Source organism: Hoeflea ulvae, assembly GCF_026619435.1.
GTDB classification, from domain to species: Bacteria; Pseudomonadota; Alphaproteobacteria; order Rhizobiales; family Rhizobiaceae; genus Hoeflea; species Hoeflea ulvae.
Window position 1 is genome coordinate 4,276,517 of record NZ_JAOVZQ010000001.1, and the last position, 19,145, is coordinate 4,295,661.

Below are 19,145 nucleotides of genomic sequence, written 5' to 3' on the forward strand. Positions count from 1 at the left end.
TACAAAACTAGTTTTTGCATACAAACAATAGGGGCTGCGCCGATGACTGACACGAACACACCTGTGATCCTGCCACTGGAGGGGCTGCGGGTTCTCGATTTCGCGCAGTTCCTGGCAGGCCCGATGGCCGCCCTGCGGCTGGCGGATCTGGGCGCCGAGGTCATCAAGGTCGAGCGTCCGCAAGGTGGAGAACTGTGCCGCAAGCTGGTTGTGGCCGACCAGATGTTCGAGGGCGACAGCCTCTTGTTCCACACCATCAACCGCAACAAGCGCAGCATGGCCGCCGACCTCAAGAGTGCCGATGATCTTGAAAAAGTGCGCAAACTGATCGCCTCGGCCGATGTGATGATCCACAATTTCCGTCCCGGCGTGATGGAGCGCATCGGGCTCGACCACAAAAGCGTGAAGGCCATCAATCCGCGCCTCGTCTACGGCACGGTCACGGGATATGGCGACAAGGGTCCGTGGCGCGACAAGCCCGGGCAGGATCTTCTGGTCCAGTCGCTCTCCGGACTGACCTGGCTATCGGGCAATCGCGATGACGGGCCCGTCCCGGTGTCCTTTGCGGTGCTCGACATGGCAACCGGCAATCATCTGGTTCAGGGCATTCTCGCCGCTCTCGTCCGCCGCGGCGTCACCGGCAAGGGCGGGCTGGTCGAGGTCGATCTGATGAGTTCTGCCATCGACGCGCAGTTCGAGCAGCTCACATCCTTCTTCAATGGCGACAGGACGCAGCCGCCGCGCAGCGCCATTGCCAATGCCAGCGTCCATGCAGCTGCGCCCTACGGCATTTACCAGACCTCAGATGGCCATATCGCCATTGCCATGACACCGATCGCCGCGCTGGCCGACCTGCTGCAGTGCGAGGCCTTGGCGCCCTATCGCGACCCGGATCTGGCATTCGTCAGGCGCGACGAGATCAAGGCGATCCTTGCCGATTTCCTGAAGACCGGGACGACCGCCACCTGGCTGTCCCGGCTTGAGCCGGCCGATGTCTGGTGCGCGGAAGTGCTCGACTGGCCGAAATTCTGCCGGACCGAGGGCTTTGCCGCGCTCGATCCCTTGCAGGAAGTCGTTGCCGGCAATGGCGCGACCATGACCACCACGCGTTGCCCGATCCGGATCGACGGCCAGACGCTGACTTCGCCGCGTGGCGCGCCCAGGCTCGGAGAATATGGCGGCGATCAGACCTGACCGGGAGAAGTCACGCCTCGCTCACCTGAGGAAACAGGCATAAGCGTGATCGGCTTCATTGCGCCTGAGCGCCGGCTTCTCCTCGGCACAGCGCGGCTCGCGGATCGGGCAGCGGGTAACAAAGGGGCAGCCCTTCGGCGGGTTGAGCGGGCTTGGCAGATCGCCTTCGAGCAGCACCCGTTTCTTCGAGCGTTCGGCCAGCGGATCCGGCAGCGGAATCGCCGACAGCAGTGCCTCGGTATAGGGATGCCGCGGGCTTGAAAACACGATGTCTGACGGGCCGTCCTCGACGATATTGCCGAGATACATGACGATCACCCGGTCGGCGATGTGCCGGACCACCGACAGATCGTGGGAGATGAACAGATAGGCCAGCCCCAGTTCGCGCTGCAGCTTCATCAAAAGGTTGAGAATCTGCGACTGGATCGACACATCGAGCGCCGACACCGGCTCGTCGCAGATGATGACATCAGGCTCCAAAGCCAGCGCCCGGGCAATCACCACACGCTGGCGCTGCCCGCCTGACAATTCATTGGGATAGCGGTCGCTCTGGCTGGGATTGAGGCCGACCAGATCGAGCAGTTCGGCGACCCGTTCGGCCTGGCGATGCTTGGGGATGTCATTGATCGCCAGCGGTTCGGCGATCGACTGGCCGATGGTCCGCTTCGGATTGAGCGCGGCGACCGGATCCTGAAACACCACCTGCAGATTGCGCCACATCGAAGCGCGCTGTTCGGGCGCCAGATCGGCGATGTCCTGGCCGCGGAAGGCCACCCGCCCGGCAGTCACCGGCGCCAGTCCGAGAATGGCATTGCCGGTGGTCGACTTGCCGCAGCCTGATTCCCCGACGATCGCCACGGTCTCGCCCTCGTGGACGCGAAACGACACGCCGTCGACCGCCTTGACATATTGTTGCTCGGCGAAAAAGCCCGGCTTTCCGGCCTTGAAATGGACCTTGAGGTCTTCCACCTCGAGCAGGATCTTGCGGGCGTCGGGTTGCGGGCTCATAGCAGCGCCTCGGTCTTGTCATGATGCCAGCAGGCCACCAGCCCCTCATCGCTGTCCGCCCCCACGGGAACCATCGGGGGCGTGTGCACACATTGCGCATCGGCCAGCGGGCAGCGGGTTCTGAACCGGCAGCCTTCCGGCCAGCCGCTGATATCGGGCACGGTGCCCTTGATCGAATAGAGTTCCTGCTTGGGCGCATCGGTCAGCTTCGGGATCGTCGCCAGCAGCAGCTTTGTATAGGGGTGGCGCGGGGTCTTGAACAGCTGGTGCACTTCCGCCTGCTCGACCACCCGGCCGCCATACATGACGCAGACCCGGTCGGCGATCGACGCGACAACGCCCATGTCATGGGTGATGATCAGCACCGAGGTTCCGGTCTCGTCGCGCAGGCGCCGGATCAGGTCGAGGATCTGCGCCTGGACCGTGACATCAAGCGCCGTGGTCGGCTCGTCGGCGATCAGCAGGTCGGGCTGGGCAATCAGCGCCGAAGCGATCATCACCCGCTGGCACATACCGCCGGAAAGTTCAGCAGCAAACTGCCTGGCGCGCTTTTCCGGCTCCGGAATGCCGACATCGGCCAGCATCTGGATTGCCCGCTTCCAGGCCTCCGCCGGCGTGGCGCGACCATGCACGATCAGGCTTTCGGCCACCTGCGCGCCGACGCTGAGCAAGGGATTGAGCGAAGCCACCGGCTCCTGAAAGATCATCGACATGCTTGTGCCGCGCAAGCCGTTCATCTCGACATTGTCTGCCGTGTCGATGGGCCGGCCGTTGAGCTCTACCTCGCCTTCGGTCTGGCGGACACGGCCGGCCAGGAGGCCCATCAGCGACAATGCGGTCAGGCTCTTGCCCGAGCCGCTCTCACCGACCAGGGCGACGATCTCGCCCTCTTCGATCTCCAGATCCACGCCGTCGACAACCGAATAGGGGCCGACCGACACCTTGAGTCCGGAAATGCGCAGCGTTGCGGCGACCGGCCCCTCACGCATCGCCGGTATCCTCCGCGACCGCGGCGGTCCATGGATTGACCGGATGCACCATGCCGTAACGCCGGCCCGAGGTCCGGTCACTGAGAACCGCCGACGGAATGGCAAAACAGACCGGATGCAGCGTGTTGCTGGTGATCCGCACCGGGAAATGCTCGGCAACGCTGGCCGCCACATCCGCCGGCGCATCGCGGTCGACAACGATGGTCGGGCCGCTTCCGTCCAGGCGCGGCGTGTGAAATGCCTCATGCAGCGACATGCCGCCATCAACCACATAGGAAATCAGCTGGGTCAGGGCCGGAAAGATCTGCCGTCCCCCGGCCGCACCGATGGCAAGCCAGGGCCTGCCGTCGCGGAGCAGGATGACGGGAGACATATTGGCCAGCGGCTGCGCGCCGGGCGCAATCGAGTTCGGCACCCCCTCGCGCGGGTCGAACCACATCATGCCGTTGTTCATCAGGATGCCGCTTTGCGGCAGCAGCACCTTGGAGCCGAAACGCGAAAGCAGCGTATTGGTCAGTGACACCATGTTGCCGGCCGCATCGACCACAGAGACATGGCTGGTGCAGTCCTCGCCCTTCTTGCTCGCATGCCCCATGGTCTTGAGCCGGTCCTGGTAGGTGCCGCGGATGGCACGCGCATAGGCGGAAGCGGCACCGGCACCGGTGACTGCGCCATCGGGCAGGCTCTCCCGCAGTGTGTCCATGGTCTGCAGCAGGCTTGGACCGCCACACAGGCCGGGAACAACATGCACATCGCAGTCGCGATAGGCACTGCTCTGCGACGTGGCCCAGCGCGGCGCATAGACGGCGAGATCCTCAAGGTCGATGACGGAGCCACCGGCCTGCAGGTCCTCGACAAGCCCGCGGGCGATCTCGCCCTCGTAGAAGTCGCGGGCGCCCCGCTGCGCCAGCTTGCGCAGCATTTTCGCCTTGGCCGGCATCGGCAGATAGGTTTCCTCGCCGGTCTGCGCCACCTTGCGAGGTTTGCCCTCGTCCAGAAACAGCGCCGCGGTATCGGGAAACTGAGACAGGCCGGCAAGATCGATGGTCAGGCACAGAGAGGTGAACCAGTCGACGATCATGCCGCGTTCGGCAAGCGCGATCGCCGGTTCGAGCGCTTCGGCCCAGCTCAGCGTGCCGTATTTTTCAAGCGCTGCGGCAAAGCCGGCAATGGCGCCGGGCACACCGATCGATGTGTAGCCGGTGATGTTGCGGTCACCCTCGACCGCCGGCCAGTCGAACCAGTCTCCGTCCCGACCGCCCTTGAGCGGGTACTGTTCGCGCGAGACATTGCGGCTGGCGCGGACATTGAAGTCGAGCGTGTCGACGGTTGTCCCGTCCGCATCGGCCCACAGCAACAGGCCGCCGCCACCGACGCCGCTGAGCCAGGGCTCGACCACAGACAGCACAAGCGCGGTGACCACCGCCGCATCCATGGCATTGCCGCCATCCGCCAGCACCTTGGCGCCGGCTTCGGCGGCCTCGAAATGCTGGGCTGCGACAATCCCCTTGCCGGTTTCCATCTGGCGCTTGTCTATGTTCCAGGTTTGCATCACGCGCCTTTCCAAGCCGGGTGATTGAACAGCGTCTCGGGGATGTCCGGCGACACATCATTGAGCCCCGGCGCCACCGCCCGGTGATGGGCGGCGACCTCCCCCACCGTTGCCACCCAGACATCGGAGCGCGACATCACCTCGGCCAGCAGCTTGTCGAGCATGGCCACCCGCGCACCCCGCCCGGAAATCCAGTCATGCACCGTCAGCATGAACAGCGATCCGAAGTCGAAACTGGCGAAGAGCTCTTCCTTCCAGGCGCCGAGCACCTGGTCGGTGCCGACCGGCGGCCAGCTGTCCATGCCGGGGCCGCCGAGAAACTTGAAGAAGATCGCATCATCCGTGGCCCAGTTGACCGGCACCTCGGTGATGCCGTCGACCGAATAGGGCGTGTCGTAACCCATCAGCGAACTGTCGTAGAAACCGTGGCGCTTGATCTCGGCCAGCATGTGCGGCGTCATTTCCCAGGCCGGAGACCTGAACCCTGCCGGTTTTGCCCCGGTCTGGGCGACGAAGAGATCGATCGAGGCCTCGAGCACGCGGGAAAACTCCTCGTTCTCGGTCTGGGTGACGAGCTCGTGGAAATAGCCGTGCAATCCGACCTCGTGGCCGGCGGCAACCAGTTCCGGCAGCATCCAGGGATGCGCTTCGGCAACCGCACCCGGCACGAAGAAACTGCCCTTGATGCCATAGCGCTCAAGCAATTGCGCAAACCGCGCCATGCCGACCCGCGGGCCGAAATGACGCTGCTCGAGCTGCGACAGCAGTGCCGGCGGATTGTCGCGATTGTTCCACATCCATGGCGAATGCGCGTCGACATCGACCGAGAAACAGAAGGCGGATGTCTTGTTGTCAGGCCACGGATAGGCTGCGGGAGGGGTCAGGCTGCTCATAGCGGTGTCTTCTTGTCCTGGTACACATCAAGGGTGCCGATCGAATTGCCGCCATCCACCGTCAGCGTCGCGCCGGTGATGTAGCCGGCATAGTCGCTGGCCAGATACATGGCAGCCGGCCCGATATCATCCATCGTGGTCGGGCGGCCGAGCGGGATCGCCTTGGTGACGCGAGCAACGTGTTCTTCCGACAATTTCGATACTTCCGAACCGGCGGAGAAGCCCGGCTCCAGTGCATTGACGCGAATGCCGAACAGCGCCAGTTCCTGGCCCATGCCCTTGGTCAGCCGGTCGAGCGCTGTCTTGGAGATGCAATAGGGCGCCGCCGTCAGCCGCATCTTGCGCGAGGCGCCGGAGCCAATATTGATGATGCTGCCCTTCACGCCCTTGCCGATCATCTGCTTGCCGAAGCCGCGGGTGAGGATGAAGGGCGCGCGCAGATTGACGCTCATCATCTGGTCCCAGTCCTCGATCTCCATGTCGAGCATGAAGTAGCTCGGATAGATCGCCGCATTGTTGATGACGACATCGGGCGCGCCCCAGTGTTCACCCACGGCGTCGATCAACCCGTTGAGATCATCGGTGTCGGTGAGGTCGCCGGCATGGGCAAAGGAGCCCTCGACACCCAGCTCTTCCACCAGCTTTTCAAGCCCCGCCTGGTCACGGTCGGTGACGCAGACTTTTGCACCCGCCCCGGCGAATGTTTCAGCCAGGCCGCGGCCGAAGAGCCCGAGCGCTCCGGTGATCACGACACCCTTGCCGTTGAAATGGTCTTTGAAGTCCATGGTACCTACCGCGATTTTGGATTGAGATATTCGCTCAGCCGGTCACCGATGAGGTTGACCGAGAGCACGAGAAGAAACAGGCAGATGCCGGGGAATGTGGCGATCCACCAGGCATTGGTGACATAGTTGCGGCCAACGCTGAGCATCGCGCCCCAGCTTGCCGTCGGCGGCTGGACGCCGAGTCCGAGGAACGACAATCCGGCCTCGAACAGCACCATCAGACCGAATTCGAGCGTTGCCACCACCGCCATGGCGGCAATGATGTTGGGAAGGATGTGCAACAGCAGAACCCGCGGCCAGCGCGCCCCCATTGCGCGGGCGAGCCGCACATAGGGCATGCTCGACACCGTCAGCGTCTGGCCATAGGCCACCCGGGCGTAACGCGGCCAGCGGGTCAGGGCCAGCACCAGGATGACATTGATGAAGCCGGGTCCGAGCACCGCGACTGTGATGATCGCCAGCAGGATCGCCGGGATCGACAGGAAGACATCGACCAGCCGCATGATGATGGTTTCGGTCCAGCCGCGCATGTAGCCCGCGGCCATGCCCAGCACGGTGCCGACACAACCCGACAGCAGCACCGACAGGAACGCCACCGACAGCGAGATCCGCGCGCCATAGATCAGGCGGCTGAGCAGATCCCGGCCGAGTTCGTCGGAGCCGAGGATGTAGAGCACGCCGCGTGCTTCCGTGCCCGGCGCCTTGAGCCGGCCCATCAGGTTTTGCGAATTGGGCCCTTCCGGCGCCAGCAGCGGCGCAAAGATGGCAATCAGCACCAGTGCGGCGACAATGATGACGAAGACGCCGACCGGAATGCCGCTTGAGTCGCGCGGAAACAGGGCCGCGCGGATTTTGCCCAGGGTCGCGCTCATCCGTCTGCTCCACCCAGGCGAATGCGCGGGTCGACGAGGCTGTAGAGAACATCGGCGAAGAAATTCATCAGGATCGTCACCAGCGCGCCGAGAAGCACCACGCCCTGCACCACCACGAAATCGCGCGAGACCACCGACTGGACGGTGAGCAGGCCGAGACCCGGCCAGGCAAACACCGTTTCCACGATGACCGCGCCGGCAAGCAGCTGCGAGATTTCCAGAGCCGTGATCGAGATCACCGGAATGGCCGAATTGCGAAGGAGATGATGGGTTACCAGCCGGCTCGTGCCGACGCCACGGGCGCGGGCGGAGCGGACATAGTCCTTGGACAGCTCTTCAAGCACCGAGCTGCGCATGATCCGGGCATAGGTGGCCATCGACAACAGCCCCAGCGCCACCGAGGGCATGATCATGTGCGACAGCGTTCCCGAGCCCGACGGCGGCAGCCAGCCGAGCCAGACGCCGAAGAACAGGATCATCAGGATGCCGCTCCAGAAGGTCGGCATGCTCTGGGCCGCCAGGACGATGCCCATCAGGCCATTGGTCCAGCGCTGCTTTCTGGCCAGGCCGAGAAGCAGGCCGACGGGAATGCCGATGGCGACGGCCACCACCAGCGCACCGCCTGCAAGCTGCAGCGTATAGGGCAGACGCGAGGCGATGATCGTGGTGACCGAAACATTCTGGATGAAGGATTTTCCGAAATCCAGATGCAGCGTGTTCCACAGGAAATCGAGATATTGCACCACCAGCGCCCGGTCGAGACCGAGTGCATGGCGCATGGCTTCAATGTCCTCCTGCGTGGCTGTTTCGGGCACAAGCAGGTAAGTCGGGTCTCCGGTCAGGCGCTGGATGAAGAACACCAGCGTCATCACCCCGAAGAGCGCAACCAGGGACTGGCCCAGCCGTCGCAGGAGGAATCTTGTCATGCTTTCGTTCCTCAGTCCGACCAGGACATGCGATTGAGGAAGAGGCTCTCATTGGCAGTCGGCTGCCATTTCAGGCCGGCATTGGCACCGTAGAGAACGGCTGCCTGATAGAGCGGCAGGATATAGGTGTTCTCTTCGACGATCTTCTGCACCTGGGCATAGGCCGCAAGACGGGCTTCCTCGTCGAGCGTGGTGCGTCCGGTTTCAAGCAGCTTGTCGAGTTCCGGATCATTGACGCGCGACCAGTTGGACGAGGAATGCAGCAGCGGATACTGCACGCCGTCGACATCCTGGCACGCACAGGACCAGCGGCCGAAGCTGAGATCGGGACGCTGGTCCTGCTCGGGGCTCTGGGCCAGCTTGAGATAGGTCGCCATGTCGGTCATCGAGATCTCGACATTGAAGCCGGCCTCGTTGAGCATCTGCTGGATCGCCTGGACAATGCGCTGGTCATAGACCGGCGAGGTCGCAAACTGCATCTGCACCTTGGCGGCATCACCCTTGGACGCGACGATCTCCTTGGCTTTTTCCAGATCGTATGGGATCGGTTCCGCACCTTCGACAAAGCCGAAATGGGAGGATGTGGCGAGCTGGGTGGCAACGCTTTCGCCACCCTGCAGAATGCCTTCGACGATGCCTTCACGGTCGATCGCCATGGCAACCGCACGGCGCAGTTCCGGATCGTTGAGCGGCGCCCGCACGGTGTTCATGCCCATGAAGCCGACGCGTTCGGTGGCTGCAGTGAGCACCTGCGTGTCGGCATTGCCGTCCAGCTGCATGGCAATATCGCTGTCGAGCGACACAACCAGGTCAGCCGTGCCTGCGCGCAGGTTGGCAACGCGGGTCGACGCATCGGGAACCGCCTTGAAGACCACGGTTTCAAAAGCGCCGGCATCGCCCCAGTAATCGGCGTTGCGGGTGAGCGTCACCTGGACGCCGCGATCCCAGCTGCCGAACTTGTAGGGGCCGGATCCGACCGGCGCTTCGTTGAAGCCTTCCTTGCCGAGTTCGGAAGCGACATGTTCCGGCACCACCGAGAGCTTGACCAGCTGCGCCATCAGCGCAGGGTAAGGCTCGCTGGTCACCAGGACGACGGTGTCCTCATCGACCTTCCTGGCGTCGACGATGGAGTTGAACTGACCGAGCTGCGGGCTCGAGAAGTCCGGATCGGTGATCCGCTTGACCGAATAGACCACATCATCGGCCGTCAGCGCCTCGCCGTCGTGGAAGGTGATGCCTGAACGGATGTCCATTTCCAGTTCGGTATCGGAAATCTGCTTCCAGCTTTCGGCCACCTGGGGAACGATCTTGCCGTCATTGTCGCGGGTGACGAGATTGTCGAAAATGTTGCGATAGACATAATAGCTGTCCGGATTCCACTGCATGTGGGGATCCAGCGTGGCTGGTTCATTGACCAGATTGATCACCAGTTCGTCCTTGGCAAGTGCTGCTTGCGCAGGCACGAGCGTCGCCAGGACGATGGCAATGGCTTTGAGTGAATTTGTGACAGACACGTTTGAAGCTCCTGTTGTCAGTGCGAGCGCTTGGTGCGTTCGCTTGGGGCAGTTGCGGCCGGCGATGTGAACCGCCGGCCCGGATTCAGCCTATTCCGACCAGCCCATGCGGTTGAGGAACATGCTTTCATTCGAGGTCGGCTGCCATTCCAGCTGCTCCGACGCACCATAAAGGATGGCGGCCTGGTACAACGGCAGGATAGCAGCCTTTTCGAGCGCGATCTCATTGATCCTGGCATAGAGCGCAGCGCGCTTTTCGAGATCCAGTTCACCACGTGCCTCGTCCAGCATGGCGTCGACTTCGGGATCGGCGAAGCGCGACCAGGATGATGAGGAGTGCAGCAGCGGATACATGATGCCGTCGGGATCCTGGCAGGCACAGGACCAGCGCGAGAATGTCAGCATCGGCGCCTGGTCATTGCTGGTCTGCTGATCCTTGAGCCAGGTGGCCATGTCGACGGTTTCGATCGAGGCATTGAGACCGACCTCGGTCAGCATCTGCTGGATGGCCTGAACCACGCGCTGGTCGAAGACCGGCGAGGTGGCAAGCTTCATCTCGGCCTTCGCCGCATCGCCGAGACCGGAAATGATCTCCTTGGCCTTTTCCGGATCATAGGCATAGCCGGTGATCCCGTCTTTCCAGCCGAAATGCGCCGGCGACAGCATCTGGTCGACGACCTTCGGGAACCCGCCAAGCAGGCCCTCGACGATAGCTTCGCGGTCGATCGCATAGCCGATCGCGCGGCGCAAGTCGACATTGTCGAGCGGCGGCAATGTGCTGTTCATGGCAAAATAGGCGACACGCTCGGTGTTGACATTGAGCACCTTGCCGCGGCCGCTGGCTTCGAGCTGCTGGGCCAGGTCGGCATTGAGCGTGACCACCAGATCGGCGGTGCCGGCCTGAAGATTGGCCATGCGGGTCGAAGCATCCGGAACGCCCTTGAAGGCAACGGTGTCGAAGGGTCCCTTGTCACCCCAATAGGCGTCGTTCTTCTCGACCACGACTTCGACGCCGCGGTCCCATTTGGCAAATTTATAGGGGCCGCTGCCGACGGGGGCCGCGTTGAATTCTTCGCCGCTCATCGTCGAGGCCACATGTTCCGGCACGATCGAAAGCTTGACCAGCTGCGCCAGCAGCGCCGGGTAAGGGCCATCAGTGGTCAGCTTGACCTGGTAGTCGCCAAACGCTTCGGCCTTGATGATCTTGTTGAACTGGCCAAGCTGCGGGCTTGCAAAATCGGGATTGGTGATGCGCTCGACCGTGTAGACCACATCTTCGGCGGTGAGCTTTTCGCCATCGTGAAACACGACATCGTCGCGCAGATCGAAAACGATCTCGGTGTCACTGACCTGATCCCAGGAGGTCGCGATCTGCGGCATGATCTCGCCGGCATTGTCGCGGGTCAGCATGTTGTCGAAAATATTGCGGTAGACGTAGTAGCTGTCCGGGTTCCATTGCTGGTGCGGATCAAGCGTCGCGGGTTCATTGACCAGGTTGATGGTCAGAAGTTCCTTGGCCGTGCTCAAGGCGGTGCCGGCCATGACCAGCCCGACCGACAGCAGCAACGGCGCCAGCCGCCGCGCAGTTCGCGTTATTGTTTTCATGATTCAATCCCCTTGTTGGATAACCGACCGCCTGAGGAGACGCGGATCGGTTCTTTTGAGGGCGCTGACTGTTTTTGCTTTTGATTGGGCGCCCCCGGTTTCAATTCTCCTCTGTCCATCGTCAGTTCGCTGCTGTCATTGAGCAGCGCCAAACTGACGAAACTTTGAAACTTTTCGATTTCGCGCGTCCGCGCCGCGCAAACCGCATCGGCGTCACCGGCGCGATAGGCCTCGACCAGCGCATCGGCATCCATTGCGCCATAGGGTGCGGCACCGCCCAGTTCGAGAAAGCGGATGATGCGGTCCGACTGGGCCCACAGGCTCGACAGGAAACTGGAGATGATCGGATTGACGCCCGCCAGCAGGATCTCCATCAGGTCGCGCTCATAGCCGCGCCGGGTGAGCAAGGAACCCGCCTCCACCCTATCGCCGATGATCGTGATCATGTGTGCAAGGCTCGAGGCTGCCGAGAGCGCTTCCTGGCTCAGCACCGCTTCGCCAAGCGCCGGCTCGACCAGGCGCCGGGCCGAGATCACCTGCCCGATCAGCGCACCGGACATCGGCAGAACCCGCCAGCCGAGCCGGGGAATCGGATGCATCAGGCCAAAGGCCGACAGCTTGGCCAGCGCCGCCCGAGTGGCAGCCCTGCCCAGGCCGAACCGTTCCGCCAGCTCGACTTCGGTTGCCGTCGAACCGGGAGTCAGCTCGCACCACAGGATCGCCTGCATCAGCCGGTCTTCGGCAAACTCGGTTTTCTGCCGTGGCTCGAGCGCGCTGGGCTTGGCGGTGAAGGGCGAATTGCGATCATACATGGACATGTCCTATTCTTCATATGGAAATGTCCATTAGGAGTGATGAACATGTCAAGGCTGTTTCATTGACATGGCAAAGAAAAAGCCGGGCGCGGGCCCGGCTTGATCAATCTGGAGGCGGAATGCCTGTTCAGGCGGCAGTTCGTGCCCGCGCCAGCGCCAGCCACAGGCCGATGCCGCGTTCGAGAATGGCATCGGGGAAGTCATAGGCGGGGTTGTGCAGGGGCGCGACATCGCCGGAGCCCAGGAACAGATAGGCGCCGGGACGGGCATTGAGCATGTAGGAAAAATCCTCCGTCCCCATTTTCGGCGCGCAGTTTTCCTCGATCGCCGCATCGCCGAACGCCGTGCGCGCCGCCGACAGCGCCGCCGCCAGCTGCGCGTCGTGATTGACAGTCACCGGATAACCGCTCTGGATCTCGAGGCCGATCTCGCAATTCTTGCTGATCGCCAGGCCCCGCGCCAGCCGTTGCATCCGCTCGATGACGTCGGCCATCGCCGCATCCGACAGTGTGCGGATGGTTCCGCCCAGATGCACCGACTGCGGAATGACATTGTAATTGTTGCCGGCGTGGATCTGGGTCGGCGATATCACCACCGCCGCGATCGGATCGATCTCCCGCGCCACGATGGCGTTGCAGGCATTGACGAAATCCATCGCCACGGCGATGCCGTCAATGCCGGTATGGGGCCAGCCGGCATGGGCACCCTTGCCCTCGATGCGAAGATCCCAGGCCCGCGCTGCCGCCATAACCGGACCGGGAACACCGGCAATCTTGCCCGGCTCAATGCCGGGCATGTTGTGCACGCCGAAGACTTCATCGCAGGCGAAGCTTTCAAACAGGCCATCGGCGATCATCTTCTCGCCGCCGCCACCGAATTCCTCCGCCGGCTGGAAGATCACCACCACGCGGCCTGGAAAATCCCGTGCCGCGGCAAGCGTCTTGGCCGCCCCCAGCAACATCGCCATGTGGCCGTCATGGCCGCAGGCATGCATGACGCCGGATGTCTTCGAGGCATGGGCAGCATTGGTCTGCTCCTCGATCGGCAGGGCATCGAGCTCGCAGCGCAGGCCGATCGATTTGCCGGGAGCGCCACTGCCCTCGATCACCGCAACCACCCCGGTGCCGCCCAGGCCGCATGTCGGCTCCAGTCCGAATGAGCGCAGCTTGTCGGCCACGAACCGGGCGGTTTCGGTCTCGACAAATTGCAGTTCCGGATGCGCGTGAAGGTGTCTGCGCCACCCGCGCGCCTCTTCGGCAAGACCGTTCAGATTTTCTAGCATCAGCTGCCTCGTTGTGATTTCGCGTTCGAAATGAGCGGTTTTTCCGGCTTCGAAAACCAATCCGGGGCCGGCACCGCGACTGGAAAGCGCGAATTAATGATCGGACCGGTGCCGGTTTGGCAAGAGCTGGCCGCGATTTTCCGCCCGGCGCATCCGCAATCGCCTGAACGTCTTCTCACCGCATAGGGGTGCGAAAGACACAAAACACGCCCTCCGATTGCATCATTGTTAACCTCCGGGAGTTATTGATTTTTCGACGACAGGAAAGTGGGGGCTTCTGCATGGATTCGACGTTTTTGCTGACCATGATCAATCCGGTCGCGGCCCTGACGTTCTTCATGACCTTCTACCTCGTCTGGCGCCAGCAGCCGCATCGCCGCTACATCATGACCTGGGCCTGGGGCTATGCCGCCGCCGCAATCGGCTTCGGATTCGAATGCGTCAACATCCTGGTCCCGGCGGTGCCGATCTGGCTCGGGTTCAACATTTTCCTGCCGGTCAGCGGCTGGTTTTTCGCCAGAGGCATGTGCAGAAGATATGGCGACGCGGTGCCCGAACGGCTGTTGCTGGCAATTCTGGGCCTGACCGTTGCCGGGGTGTTCTGGCTGGGTTTTGTCTCGCTCAGCGCGCTGGGCCGCGGCAGCGCTGCCAGTATAGGCCTGGCCGTGATCCTGATGGTCGGTCTGCGGGCCATCAGGCGAAGCCGCAAGAAAGAGACCCTCGACTTCGGCATCATGTTCGCGATCCTGGCGATGGTCTTTCTGTTGCTGGCGCGCCCGGTCGTCTCCTACATGCTGGAAGGCAATCCGCCGATCGGCCCGCTCGCGCTGAGCTCGTTCTGGGTGGTCTCGCTCAAGGTGCTGGGGCTGTTTGGCTGGATGCTGTTTGCCATCCTGTTCCTGGTGCGCATTGCCGACGATCTGCTTGCCGACCTGAAACGCCAATCCGTCACCGATTCGCTCAGTGGAATTCTCAACCGCCGCGGTTTCTTCGCCGCCGCCCAGCCCATGGCAGACGCTGCGGCCACGACGCTGCCAGCCTGCATGCTGATCCTCGACATTGACCATTTCAAGCGGATCAATGACAGCCATGGCCACCAGGCCGGCGATGAAGTCATCAAGCAGATTGCCCAGGTGATGCAGGCCGCAGCACCTGAAAATGCGGTGGTTGGACGGCTCGGCGGCGAGGAATTCGCCATCTTCCTGCAAAACACCGCCGGCCCGGCCGCCCGCGGATTTGCCGAATCGCTGTGTGCCGCCCTGCGGCTCCAGCACCATGCGGGAATTCCCGACGGCAGCCCGGTCACCGTCAGCATCGGGGTCGCCGAAGGACATGGCGAAAGCCTGGACGAGATGTTTCAGCGTGCCGATGCAGCGCTCTACCAGGCCAAGCATGACGGACGCGACCGGGTGCAACTCTCCGGGCCCGCCTGCCGAGACCCCGCAGCAGTCGCATCCCCTCAGCCTATGATGGCTGACAACGCCCCATGCCGCAGCGAAACCAGCGCAGCCCGGGCAATGCTTGGTTGAGCAGCGGTTCGGCTAAATCACCGGCCTGTCGCGGGTTTCTCGCCAGCGGCCGGTGCATCCTGTGTCTCGAAGTCCTGCACCATTCCATCATAGCCGGGATGGACCGTGCCCATCATCCGGTCCCAGATGGAAAAGAAATTGCCGTAATTGTAGCGGAACGATGAATGATGCAGGTCATGAAACGACGTGCAGATCATCGGCGACGGCCAGCGCGAGGTGGGCGAGGCAAAATATTCAAACCCCGAATGGCCGATCATGCCGGAAACTTGGTCAAACAGCCGCTGTGCGGCCAGCGCCAGAGCCGGCATCGGCAGCACGAACCAGACCACCAGATAGTAGCCGTGCTCGATCATGGTATCGATGGTGGTGGATGAATCATTGCTCCACACCGTGGGTGCGACCGACCGGTGATGCGGTGCATGCCAGCGGTAAAACATCTTGAGATGCAACAGCCTGTGGCCCCAGTAGAACCAGGCGTCATAGAGCACCATGGACACCGCAAACATCAGCGGCACCGACCACCAGCTTGTCTCGATCGGAGTGATGGTCCAGCCGCGGACCTGGGCGAAATAGCCGAATGACAGCATCGCCGCTGACACCGCCAGCGCCGACAGCGAGGAGCGGATCTCGATCCATTTGCGCTTGTCGCCATTGCGGGTTTTCTGGATGCGGCGCTCGGGATGACGGCGGTTGAGGATCGTGATGCCGATGCCGGTGGCGAAATAGACCGTCACCGTGGCGCCATAGACCACGGCGAAATACAGCAGATATTGCAGACCCGACTCCATCAACGAAGACATCATGCCGATACCGTTCTCCTGGTTGCCCGGCTGCAGTGCATTGGTCCGTTCCGGACCCGGGCAAGCCCGACTATTCCCATAAAGCCCGTCCGCTGCGCAAGCCGAATCGCCCTGATCCATTGCCGCACCGTTCCGCGACAGGAAGCCTGCCATGAAACACGCGCCAGGTGTCACCGTCATGGCAGCCCGGTCAAACCAGGTGGACAGGCCAAGACCGGCGTTGAAGCCGCACTCATTTGTCCGTAAGCTCGGCGGCAACTGGAATTTTCCAAAAAGCCGGCAATCGGATGAGTGCTGAAGCTCTTGTTCGGGGCGGAAGCGGCAGCCGCGCCTGTCATGCGAGGTTGAGAAGCCTCTGCAAAACAGACTTTCGGACAGGGACCATGGATCGTTGATGACCTTGATAGCGGAATTTGCACTGTTCTGGGCAGCGGCCTATGTGGCCGGCGTGACGATCATGTTTGTCGTCGCCCTTGCGGTGATCGCGATCAACAGGCGCCACCCGGAACGTCGGATCCAGAAGCGGCAGCCGACCCATTCCGCCCGCAAGGACATCATCTCGTCGCTGGGCCAGATTGCCGTGACCGCGACCTGCCTTTCGGCCGGCCTTTTTGCCCAGTGGAAGGGCTGGACCATCAACCCGGTTGCGCTGAGCTGGTGGTCGTTTCCGCTGTTTTTCGCAATCAGCGTCGTCCTGCACGACGCCTGGTTCTATTTCGGCCACCGCCTGCTCCACAGCAAGGCGTTCTACCGCTTTCACAAGCAGCACCACATGACCGTGACCCCCACCGTCTGGTCCAATGATGCCGGCTCGTCGGTCGACACGCTTTTTGCCCACAGCTATTACGCACTGGTGCTGTTCGTGATCCCGATACCGGCGCTCAGCCTCATCGCCCATCGCCTGTTCGATCAGGTCAGCGCCATCATCGGCCATTCCGGCCATGAATATTTCGCCAATGCCACCAGCCGCGCGCCATGGCCGCTGATCTGCGTGACCTATCACGACCAGCATCATTCCGAATTCGTCTACAACTACGCCAATTATTTCAGCTGGTGGGACCGGATCTGCGGCACCATCCACCCCCATTACGACCGCATCATCAAGGGCTGGGAAGAAACTGACGCCCGGCCACCCATGCCGAAGGCCAAGGAAAAGATTTCCGGCTAGCTCGTTTGCATCGAGCGCCCGTCATCCGCGCCGGGCCCTGCCCTTTCCGGTCCTCGCACGAAACCCGGCGCAGCCTGATACAGGCCGTTTGGAGCATTCAACCACCACCGGCATGGGTGTTGCGGGCGGCATCGAATGCTGCGATAGGTGGCGCTGTCCCGGCAATTTTTGCACATGCCGATGAGACCTGACGAAGTCTGGGGGATTGAAGCTGACCATTCGCCCGTATCTCCGCGAAGATGGCGCCAGCATGCATGTTGTCATCACCGGTGGGTCCAGCGGCATCGGTGCCGCGATCGCCCGGATCGAGGCGGCGCGCCGGGCGCGGATTTCCCTCATTGCCCGGCGGCTGCAGCCGCTCGAACAGATGCGCGGCGAACTTCTGGCACAATTCCCGAGCGCGCAGATCCGCATCCACGCGGCCGATGTGACCGATACAGCGGCACTGACGACAGCCATTGAGAATTGCGAAACAGAGTTCGGGCCATGCCACCGGCTCATCGCGTCCGCCGGCATTGCCGTGCCGGGCGAGCTGATGTCCCAGCCGCTGGAAACTTTCCGGGCGCAGATCGAATCCAACCTGTTCGGCACGATCAATGCGGTCCGCGCAGTCTATCCCGGCATGGCGCGACGGCAATCGGGACAGATCGTCATCATCTCGTCCGGCGCCGGGCTGATCGGAATTCACGGCTATACCGCCTATTGCGCCTCCAAACATGCGCTTGTCGGATTTGCCGAAGCCCTGCGGCAGGAGGCGCGGCCCGACGGGATCTCCGTCTCCATCTGCTTTCCGCCGGATACCGAAACACCGCAACTGGCGGCCGAAATACCGCTAAGGGCGCCCGAGGCACTGGCCATCACCGGGCTGGCAAGCCCCTGGTCCGCGGCCCGGGTCGCCGGTGTCATCGTCAAGGGCGCCGATCGCGGCCGCTTCGCGATCTATCCGGGCTTGAAGATGGCGCTTCTGGGACGTTTCGGCCAGGCCATCGCCCCAATCCTGCGCTGGTATTTCGACCGCAAGATCGCCGCCGCCCGCAAGAATTCCGGCCGTTGAGCGGTCCGTTTTTCACAACGCGACAAGCATCCCATCCGGCCCGGCATCCGCAATGCGCTGCTTCCCAAGCCACGGCCGTTATGCGACACAGGCACAGACCGTAAGCGCTGGAGAGTTCCTTGAAACCACTTGATCTGATCAAGACGCCGCTATACCTGGCGCAACTGGCCAGCGGCGCCAAGTCATTCAAGAAAAACCCGATCATCGGCAGTCCCTGGCTCAACCGGCACGGCTTGCACACTGCCCGCCTGCGCAGCGCCGAAAGCATGGCCGACAGCAGGCGGCGGCGGCTGACCCATCTGGTTGACAGCGAGGACGCTGAAAGCTTTGCCCGCGACGGCTATGTGGTGCGCCGCAATGCCCTGCCGGACGACGTGTTCACGCGGCTGCGCCGGCAGGTGGAAGACCATGAATTCGCCGCCCAGGAAATGCTGCAGGGCAATGCGGTGACCCGCTTCATCCCGATCACCCGGGCGATGATGGACACCCATGCCGATCTCGGCGCCTTTGTGCGCGGGCGATTGTTCCAGGGATTGCTGCGCTATGTCGCCGCCGCCAATGCCGATCCGATCAATTTCATACACACCGTCTTCGCCGAGCCCGCCAGGGGCCCGCGCGATCCACAGACCCTGTTTCATTCCGACACTTTCCATGCCACCGCCAAGGCCTGGTATTTTCTGTCCGACGTGACCGAGGACGGCGGGCCCCTGACCTATGTGCCGGGCTCGCATCGCATGACACCGGCACGGCTGGCATGGGAACATCAACAGAGCCTGACCGCCCGCAGCGACCCGAACGGCCACCACGCCCAAGGTTCGTTCCGGGTTGCCGATGAGCAGCTTCAGGAGCTGGGCTACAGAGCGCCGGTGCGTATCGCCGTGCCCGCCAACACGCTGGTGGTCGCCGATACCCACGGATTTCACGCCCGCGCGGTCAGCGAAAGGCCGACCACGCGGCTCAGCCTCTATGGCTCGCTGCGGCGCAACCCGTTCCTGCCCTGGACCGGACTGGATGTCTTTGACCTGCCGGGATTGAGCGGACGCCAGGCGGAAATCCACGATGCGATCAACAGCTGGAAAGCCAGACGGGGCGCGACGGGCCAGCCGCCGGTGGGCCTGGTCAGGCCGCTTGATCCGCCGCGGCGCTGGGAATAGCCCAG

Annotated in this window: 17 protein-coding genes; 5 read left to right on the forward strand and 12 right to left on the reverse strand. The window is 62.8% G+C overall.

The genetic code is table 11. The features are described from left to right. The first annotated feature begins 42 nt into the window (after positions 1–42). Positions 43–1,194 carry a CaiB/BaiF CoA transferase family protein gene (locus tag OEG82_RS20395; protein WP_267614184.1) on the forward strand — a complete coding sequence of 384 codons (1,152 nt, stop codon included), beginning with the start codon at positions 43–45 and terminating at the stop codon, positions 1,192–1,194. 21 nt (positions 1,195–1,215) lie between these two features. Here the strand turns inward: OEG82_RS20395 and OEG82_RS20400 are convergent, their stop codons facing one another. From OEG82_RS20400 to OEG82_RS20450, 11 genes are all read right to left on the reverse strand, one after another. Continuing rightward, positions 1,216–2,202 (reverse strand): ABC transporter ATP-binding protein, encoded by a 987-nt coding sequence (locus tag OEG82_RS20400; protein WP_267614185.1) that lies wholly within the window; start codon positions 2,200–2,202, stop codon positions 1,216–1,218. Then, positions 2,199–3,191 carry an ABC transporter ATP-binding protein gene (locus OEG82_RS20405; protein WP_267614186.1) on the reverse strand — a complete coding sequence of 331 codons (993 nt, stop codon included), beginning with the start codon at positions 3,189–3,191 and terminating at the stop codon, positions 2,199–2,201. The genes OEG82_RS20400 and OEG82_RS20405 overlap by 4 nt, the downstream gene beginning before the upstream one ends. Further along, on the reverse strand, positions 3,184–4,743 hold the full coding sequence (locus OEG82_RS20410) for a gamma-glutamyltransferase (protein ID WP_267615024.1): 1,560 nt from the start codon (positions 4,741–4,743) through the stop codon (positions 3,184–3,186). Before OEG82_RS20410 ends, OEG82_RS20405 begins: the two co-directional genes overlap by 8 nt. Then, the gene (locus tag OEG82_RS20415) at positions 4,743–5,636 is read right to left on the reverse strand and encodes a polysaccharide deacetylase family protein (RefSeq protein ID WP_267614187.1); all 894 of its coding nucleotides are present in this window, start codon (positions 5,634–5,636) and stop codon (positions 4,743–4,745) included. The genes OEG82_RS20410 and OEG82_RS20415 overlap by 1 nt, the downstream gene beginning before the upstream one ends. Then, positions 5,633–6,421, reverse strand: a complete 789-nt coding sequence (locus OEG82_RS20420) for an SDR family NAD(P)-dependent oxidoreductase (RefSeq protein WP_267614188.1) — start codon at positions 6,419–6,421, stop codon at positions 5,633–5,635. The genes OEG82_RS20415 and OEG82_RS20420 overlap by 4 nt, the downstream gene beginning before the upstream one ends. A 5-nt stretch (positions 6,422–6,426) precedes the next feature. Then, positions 6,427–7,293, reverse strand: a complete 867-nt coding sequence (locus tag OEG82_RS20425; RefSeq protein ID WP_267614189.1) for an ABC transporter permease — start codon at positions 7,291–7,293, stop codon at positions 6,427–6,429. Next, positions 7,290–8,219, reverse strand: coding sequence for an ABC transporter permease (locus OEG82_RS20430; RefSeq protein WP_267614190.1), 930 nt, complete (start codon positions 8,217–8,219; stop codon positions 7,290–7,292). The genes OEG82_RS20425 and OEG82_RS20430 overlap by 4 nt, the downstream gene beginning before the upstream one ends. Positions 8,220–8,230: 11 nt before the next feature. Then, positions 8,231–9,733, reverse strand: a complete 1,503-nt coding sequence (locus OEG82_RS20435) for an ABC transporter substrate-binding protein (RefSeq protein ID WP_267614191.1) — start codon at positions 9,731–9,733, stop codon at positions 8,231–8,233. Positions 9,734–9,823: 90 nt separating this feature from the next. Next, the gene (locus OEG82_RS20440; RefSeq protein ID WP_267614192.1) at positions 9,824–11,338 is read right to left on the reverse strand and encodes an ABC transporter substrate-binding protein; all 1,515 of its coding nucleotides are present in this window, start codon (positions 11,336–11,338) and stop codon (positions 9,824–9,826) included. Next, positions 11,335–12,150 (reverse strand): GntR family transcriptional regulator, encoded by an 816-nt coding sequence (locus OEG82_RS20445; protein WP_267614193.1) that lies wholly within the window; start codon positions 12,148–12,150, stop codon positions 11,335–11,337. Before OEG82_RS20445 ends, OEG82_RS20440 begins: the two co-directional genes overlap by 4 nt. Positions 12,151–12,280: 130 nt before the next feature. Further along, the gene (locus OEG82_RS20450; protein ID WP_267614194.1) at positions 12,281–13,435 is read right to left on the reverse strand and encodes an amidohydrolase; all 1,155 of its coding nucleotides are present in this window, start codon (positions 13,433–13,435) and stop codon (positions 12,281–12,283) included. Between the two features lie 281 nt (positions 13,436–13,716). Here OEG82_RS20450 and OEG82_RS20455 point away from each other — a divergent pair, with 281 nt between their 5' ends. After that, a complete protein-coding gene (locus tag OEG82_RS20455) occupies positions 13,717–14,964 on the forward strand; it encodes a GGDEF domain-containing protein (protein ID WP_267614195.1) in 1,248 nt (415 codons plus the stop codon). A gap of 17 nt (positions 14,965–14,981) precedes the next feature. On the opposite strand, the gene OEG82_RS20460 is transcribed toward OEG82_RS20455, so the two are convergent. Next, positions 14,982–15,767 carry a sterol desaturase family protein gene (locus OEG82_RS20460; protein WP_267614196.1) on the reverse strand — a complete coding sequence of 262 codons (786 nt, stop codon included), beginning with the start codon at positions 15,765–15,767 and terminating at the stop codon, positions 14,982–14,984. Between the two features lie 391 nt (positions 15,768–16,158). Between OEG82_RS20460 and OEG82_RS20465 the strand changes: the two genes are divergently transcribed. The 3 genes from OEG82_RS20465 to OEG82_RS20475 all read left to right on the forward strand — a co-directional run bounded on the left by OEG82_RS20465 (position 16,159) and on the right by OEG82_RS20475 (position 19,140). Next, the gene (locus OEG82_RS20465) at positions 16,159–16,932 is read left to right on the forward strand and encodes a sterol desaturase family protein (protein WP_267614197.1); all 774 of its coding nucleotides are present in this window, start codon (positions 16,159–16,161) and stop codon (positions 16,930–16,932) included. Between the two features lie 250 nt (positions 16,933–17,182). Then, on the forward strand, positions 17,183–17,986 hold the full coding sequence (locus OEG82_RS20470; RefSeq protein ID WP_267614198.1) for an SDR family NAD(P)-dependent oxidoreductase: 804 nt from the start codon (positions 17,183–17,185) through the stop codon (positions 17,984–17,986). A gap of 119 nt (positions 17,987–18,105) precedes the next feature. Further along, complete coding sequence (locus OEG82_RS20475; RefSeq protein WP_267614199.1) at positions 18,106–19,140, forward strand: phytanoyl-CoA dioxygenase family protein; 1,035 nt, start codon at positions 18,106–18,108, stop codon at positions 19,138–19,140. Positions 19,141–19,145 lie beyond the last annotated feature (5 nt).

Excerpts from the sequence above, each read along its gene's own strand:
- OEG82_RS20465 (WP_267614197.1), top strand. The coding sequence starts at position 16,159 with ATGACCTTGATAGCGGAATTTGCACTGTTCTGGGCAGCGGCCTATGTG.
- OEG82_RS20440 (WP_267614192.1), bottom strand. The coding sequence starts at position 11,338 with ATGAAAACAATAACGCGAACTGCGCGGCGGCTGGCGCCGTTGCTGCTG.
- OEG82_RS20400 (WP_267614185.1), bottom strand. The coding sequence starts at position 2,202 with ATGAGCCCGCAACCCGACGCCCGCAAGATCCTGCTCGAGGTGGAAGAC.
- OEG82_RS20430 (WP_267614190.1), bottom strand. The coding sequence starts at position 8,219 with ATGACAAGATTCCTCCTGCGACGGCTGGGCCAGTCCCTGGTTGCGCTC.
- OEG82_RS20455 (WP_267614195.1), top strand. The coding sequence starts at position 13,717 with ATGGATTCGACGTTTTTGCTGACCATGATCAATCCGGTCGCGGCCCTG.
- OEG82_RS20405 (WP_267614186.1), bottom strand. The coding sequence starts at position 3,191 with ATGCGTGAGGGGCCGGTCGCCGCAACGCTGCGCATTTCCGGACTCAAG.
- OEG82_RS20450 (WP_267614194.1), bottom strand. The coding sequence starts at position 13,435 with ATGCTAGAAAATCTGAACGGTCTTGCCGAAGAGGCGCGCGGGTGGCGC.
- OEG82_RS20410 (WP_267615024.1), bottom strand. The coding sequence starts at position 4,743 with ATGCAAACCTGGAACATAGACAAGCGCCAGATGGAAACCGGCAAGGGG.
- OEG82_RS20420 (WP_267614188.1), bottom strand. The coding sequence starts at position 6,421 with ATGGACTTCAAAGACCATTTCAACGGCAAGGGTGTCGTGATCACCGGA.
- OEG82_RS20415 (WP_267614187.1), bottom strand. The coding sequence starts at position 5,636 with ATGAGCAGCCTGACCCCTCCCGCAGCCTATCCGTGGCCTGACAACAAG.
- OEG82_RS20460 (WP_267614196.1), bottom strand. The coding sequence starts at position 15,767 with ATGATGTCTTCGTTGATGGAGTCGGGTCTGCAATATCTGCTGTATTTC.
- OEG82_RS20445 (WP_267614193.1), bottom strand. The coding sequence starts at position 12,150 with ATGTATGATCGCAATTCGCCCTTCACCGCCAAGCCCAGCGCGCTCGAG.
- OEG82_RS20395 (WP_267614184.1), top strand. The coding sequence starts at position 43 with ATGACTGACACGAACACACCTGTGATCCTGCCACTGGAGGGGCTGCGG.
- OEG82_RS20470 (WP_267614198.1), top strand. The coding sequence starts at position 17,183 with ATGCATGTTGTCATCACCGGTGGGTCCAGCGGCATCGGTGCCGCGATC.
- OEG82_RS20425 (WP_267614189.1), bottom strand. The coding sequence starts at position 7,293 with ATGAGCGCGACCCTGGGCAAAATCCGCGCGGCCCTGTTTCCGCGCGAC.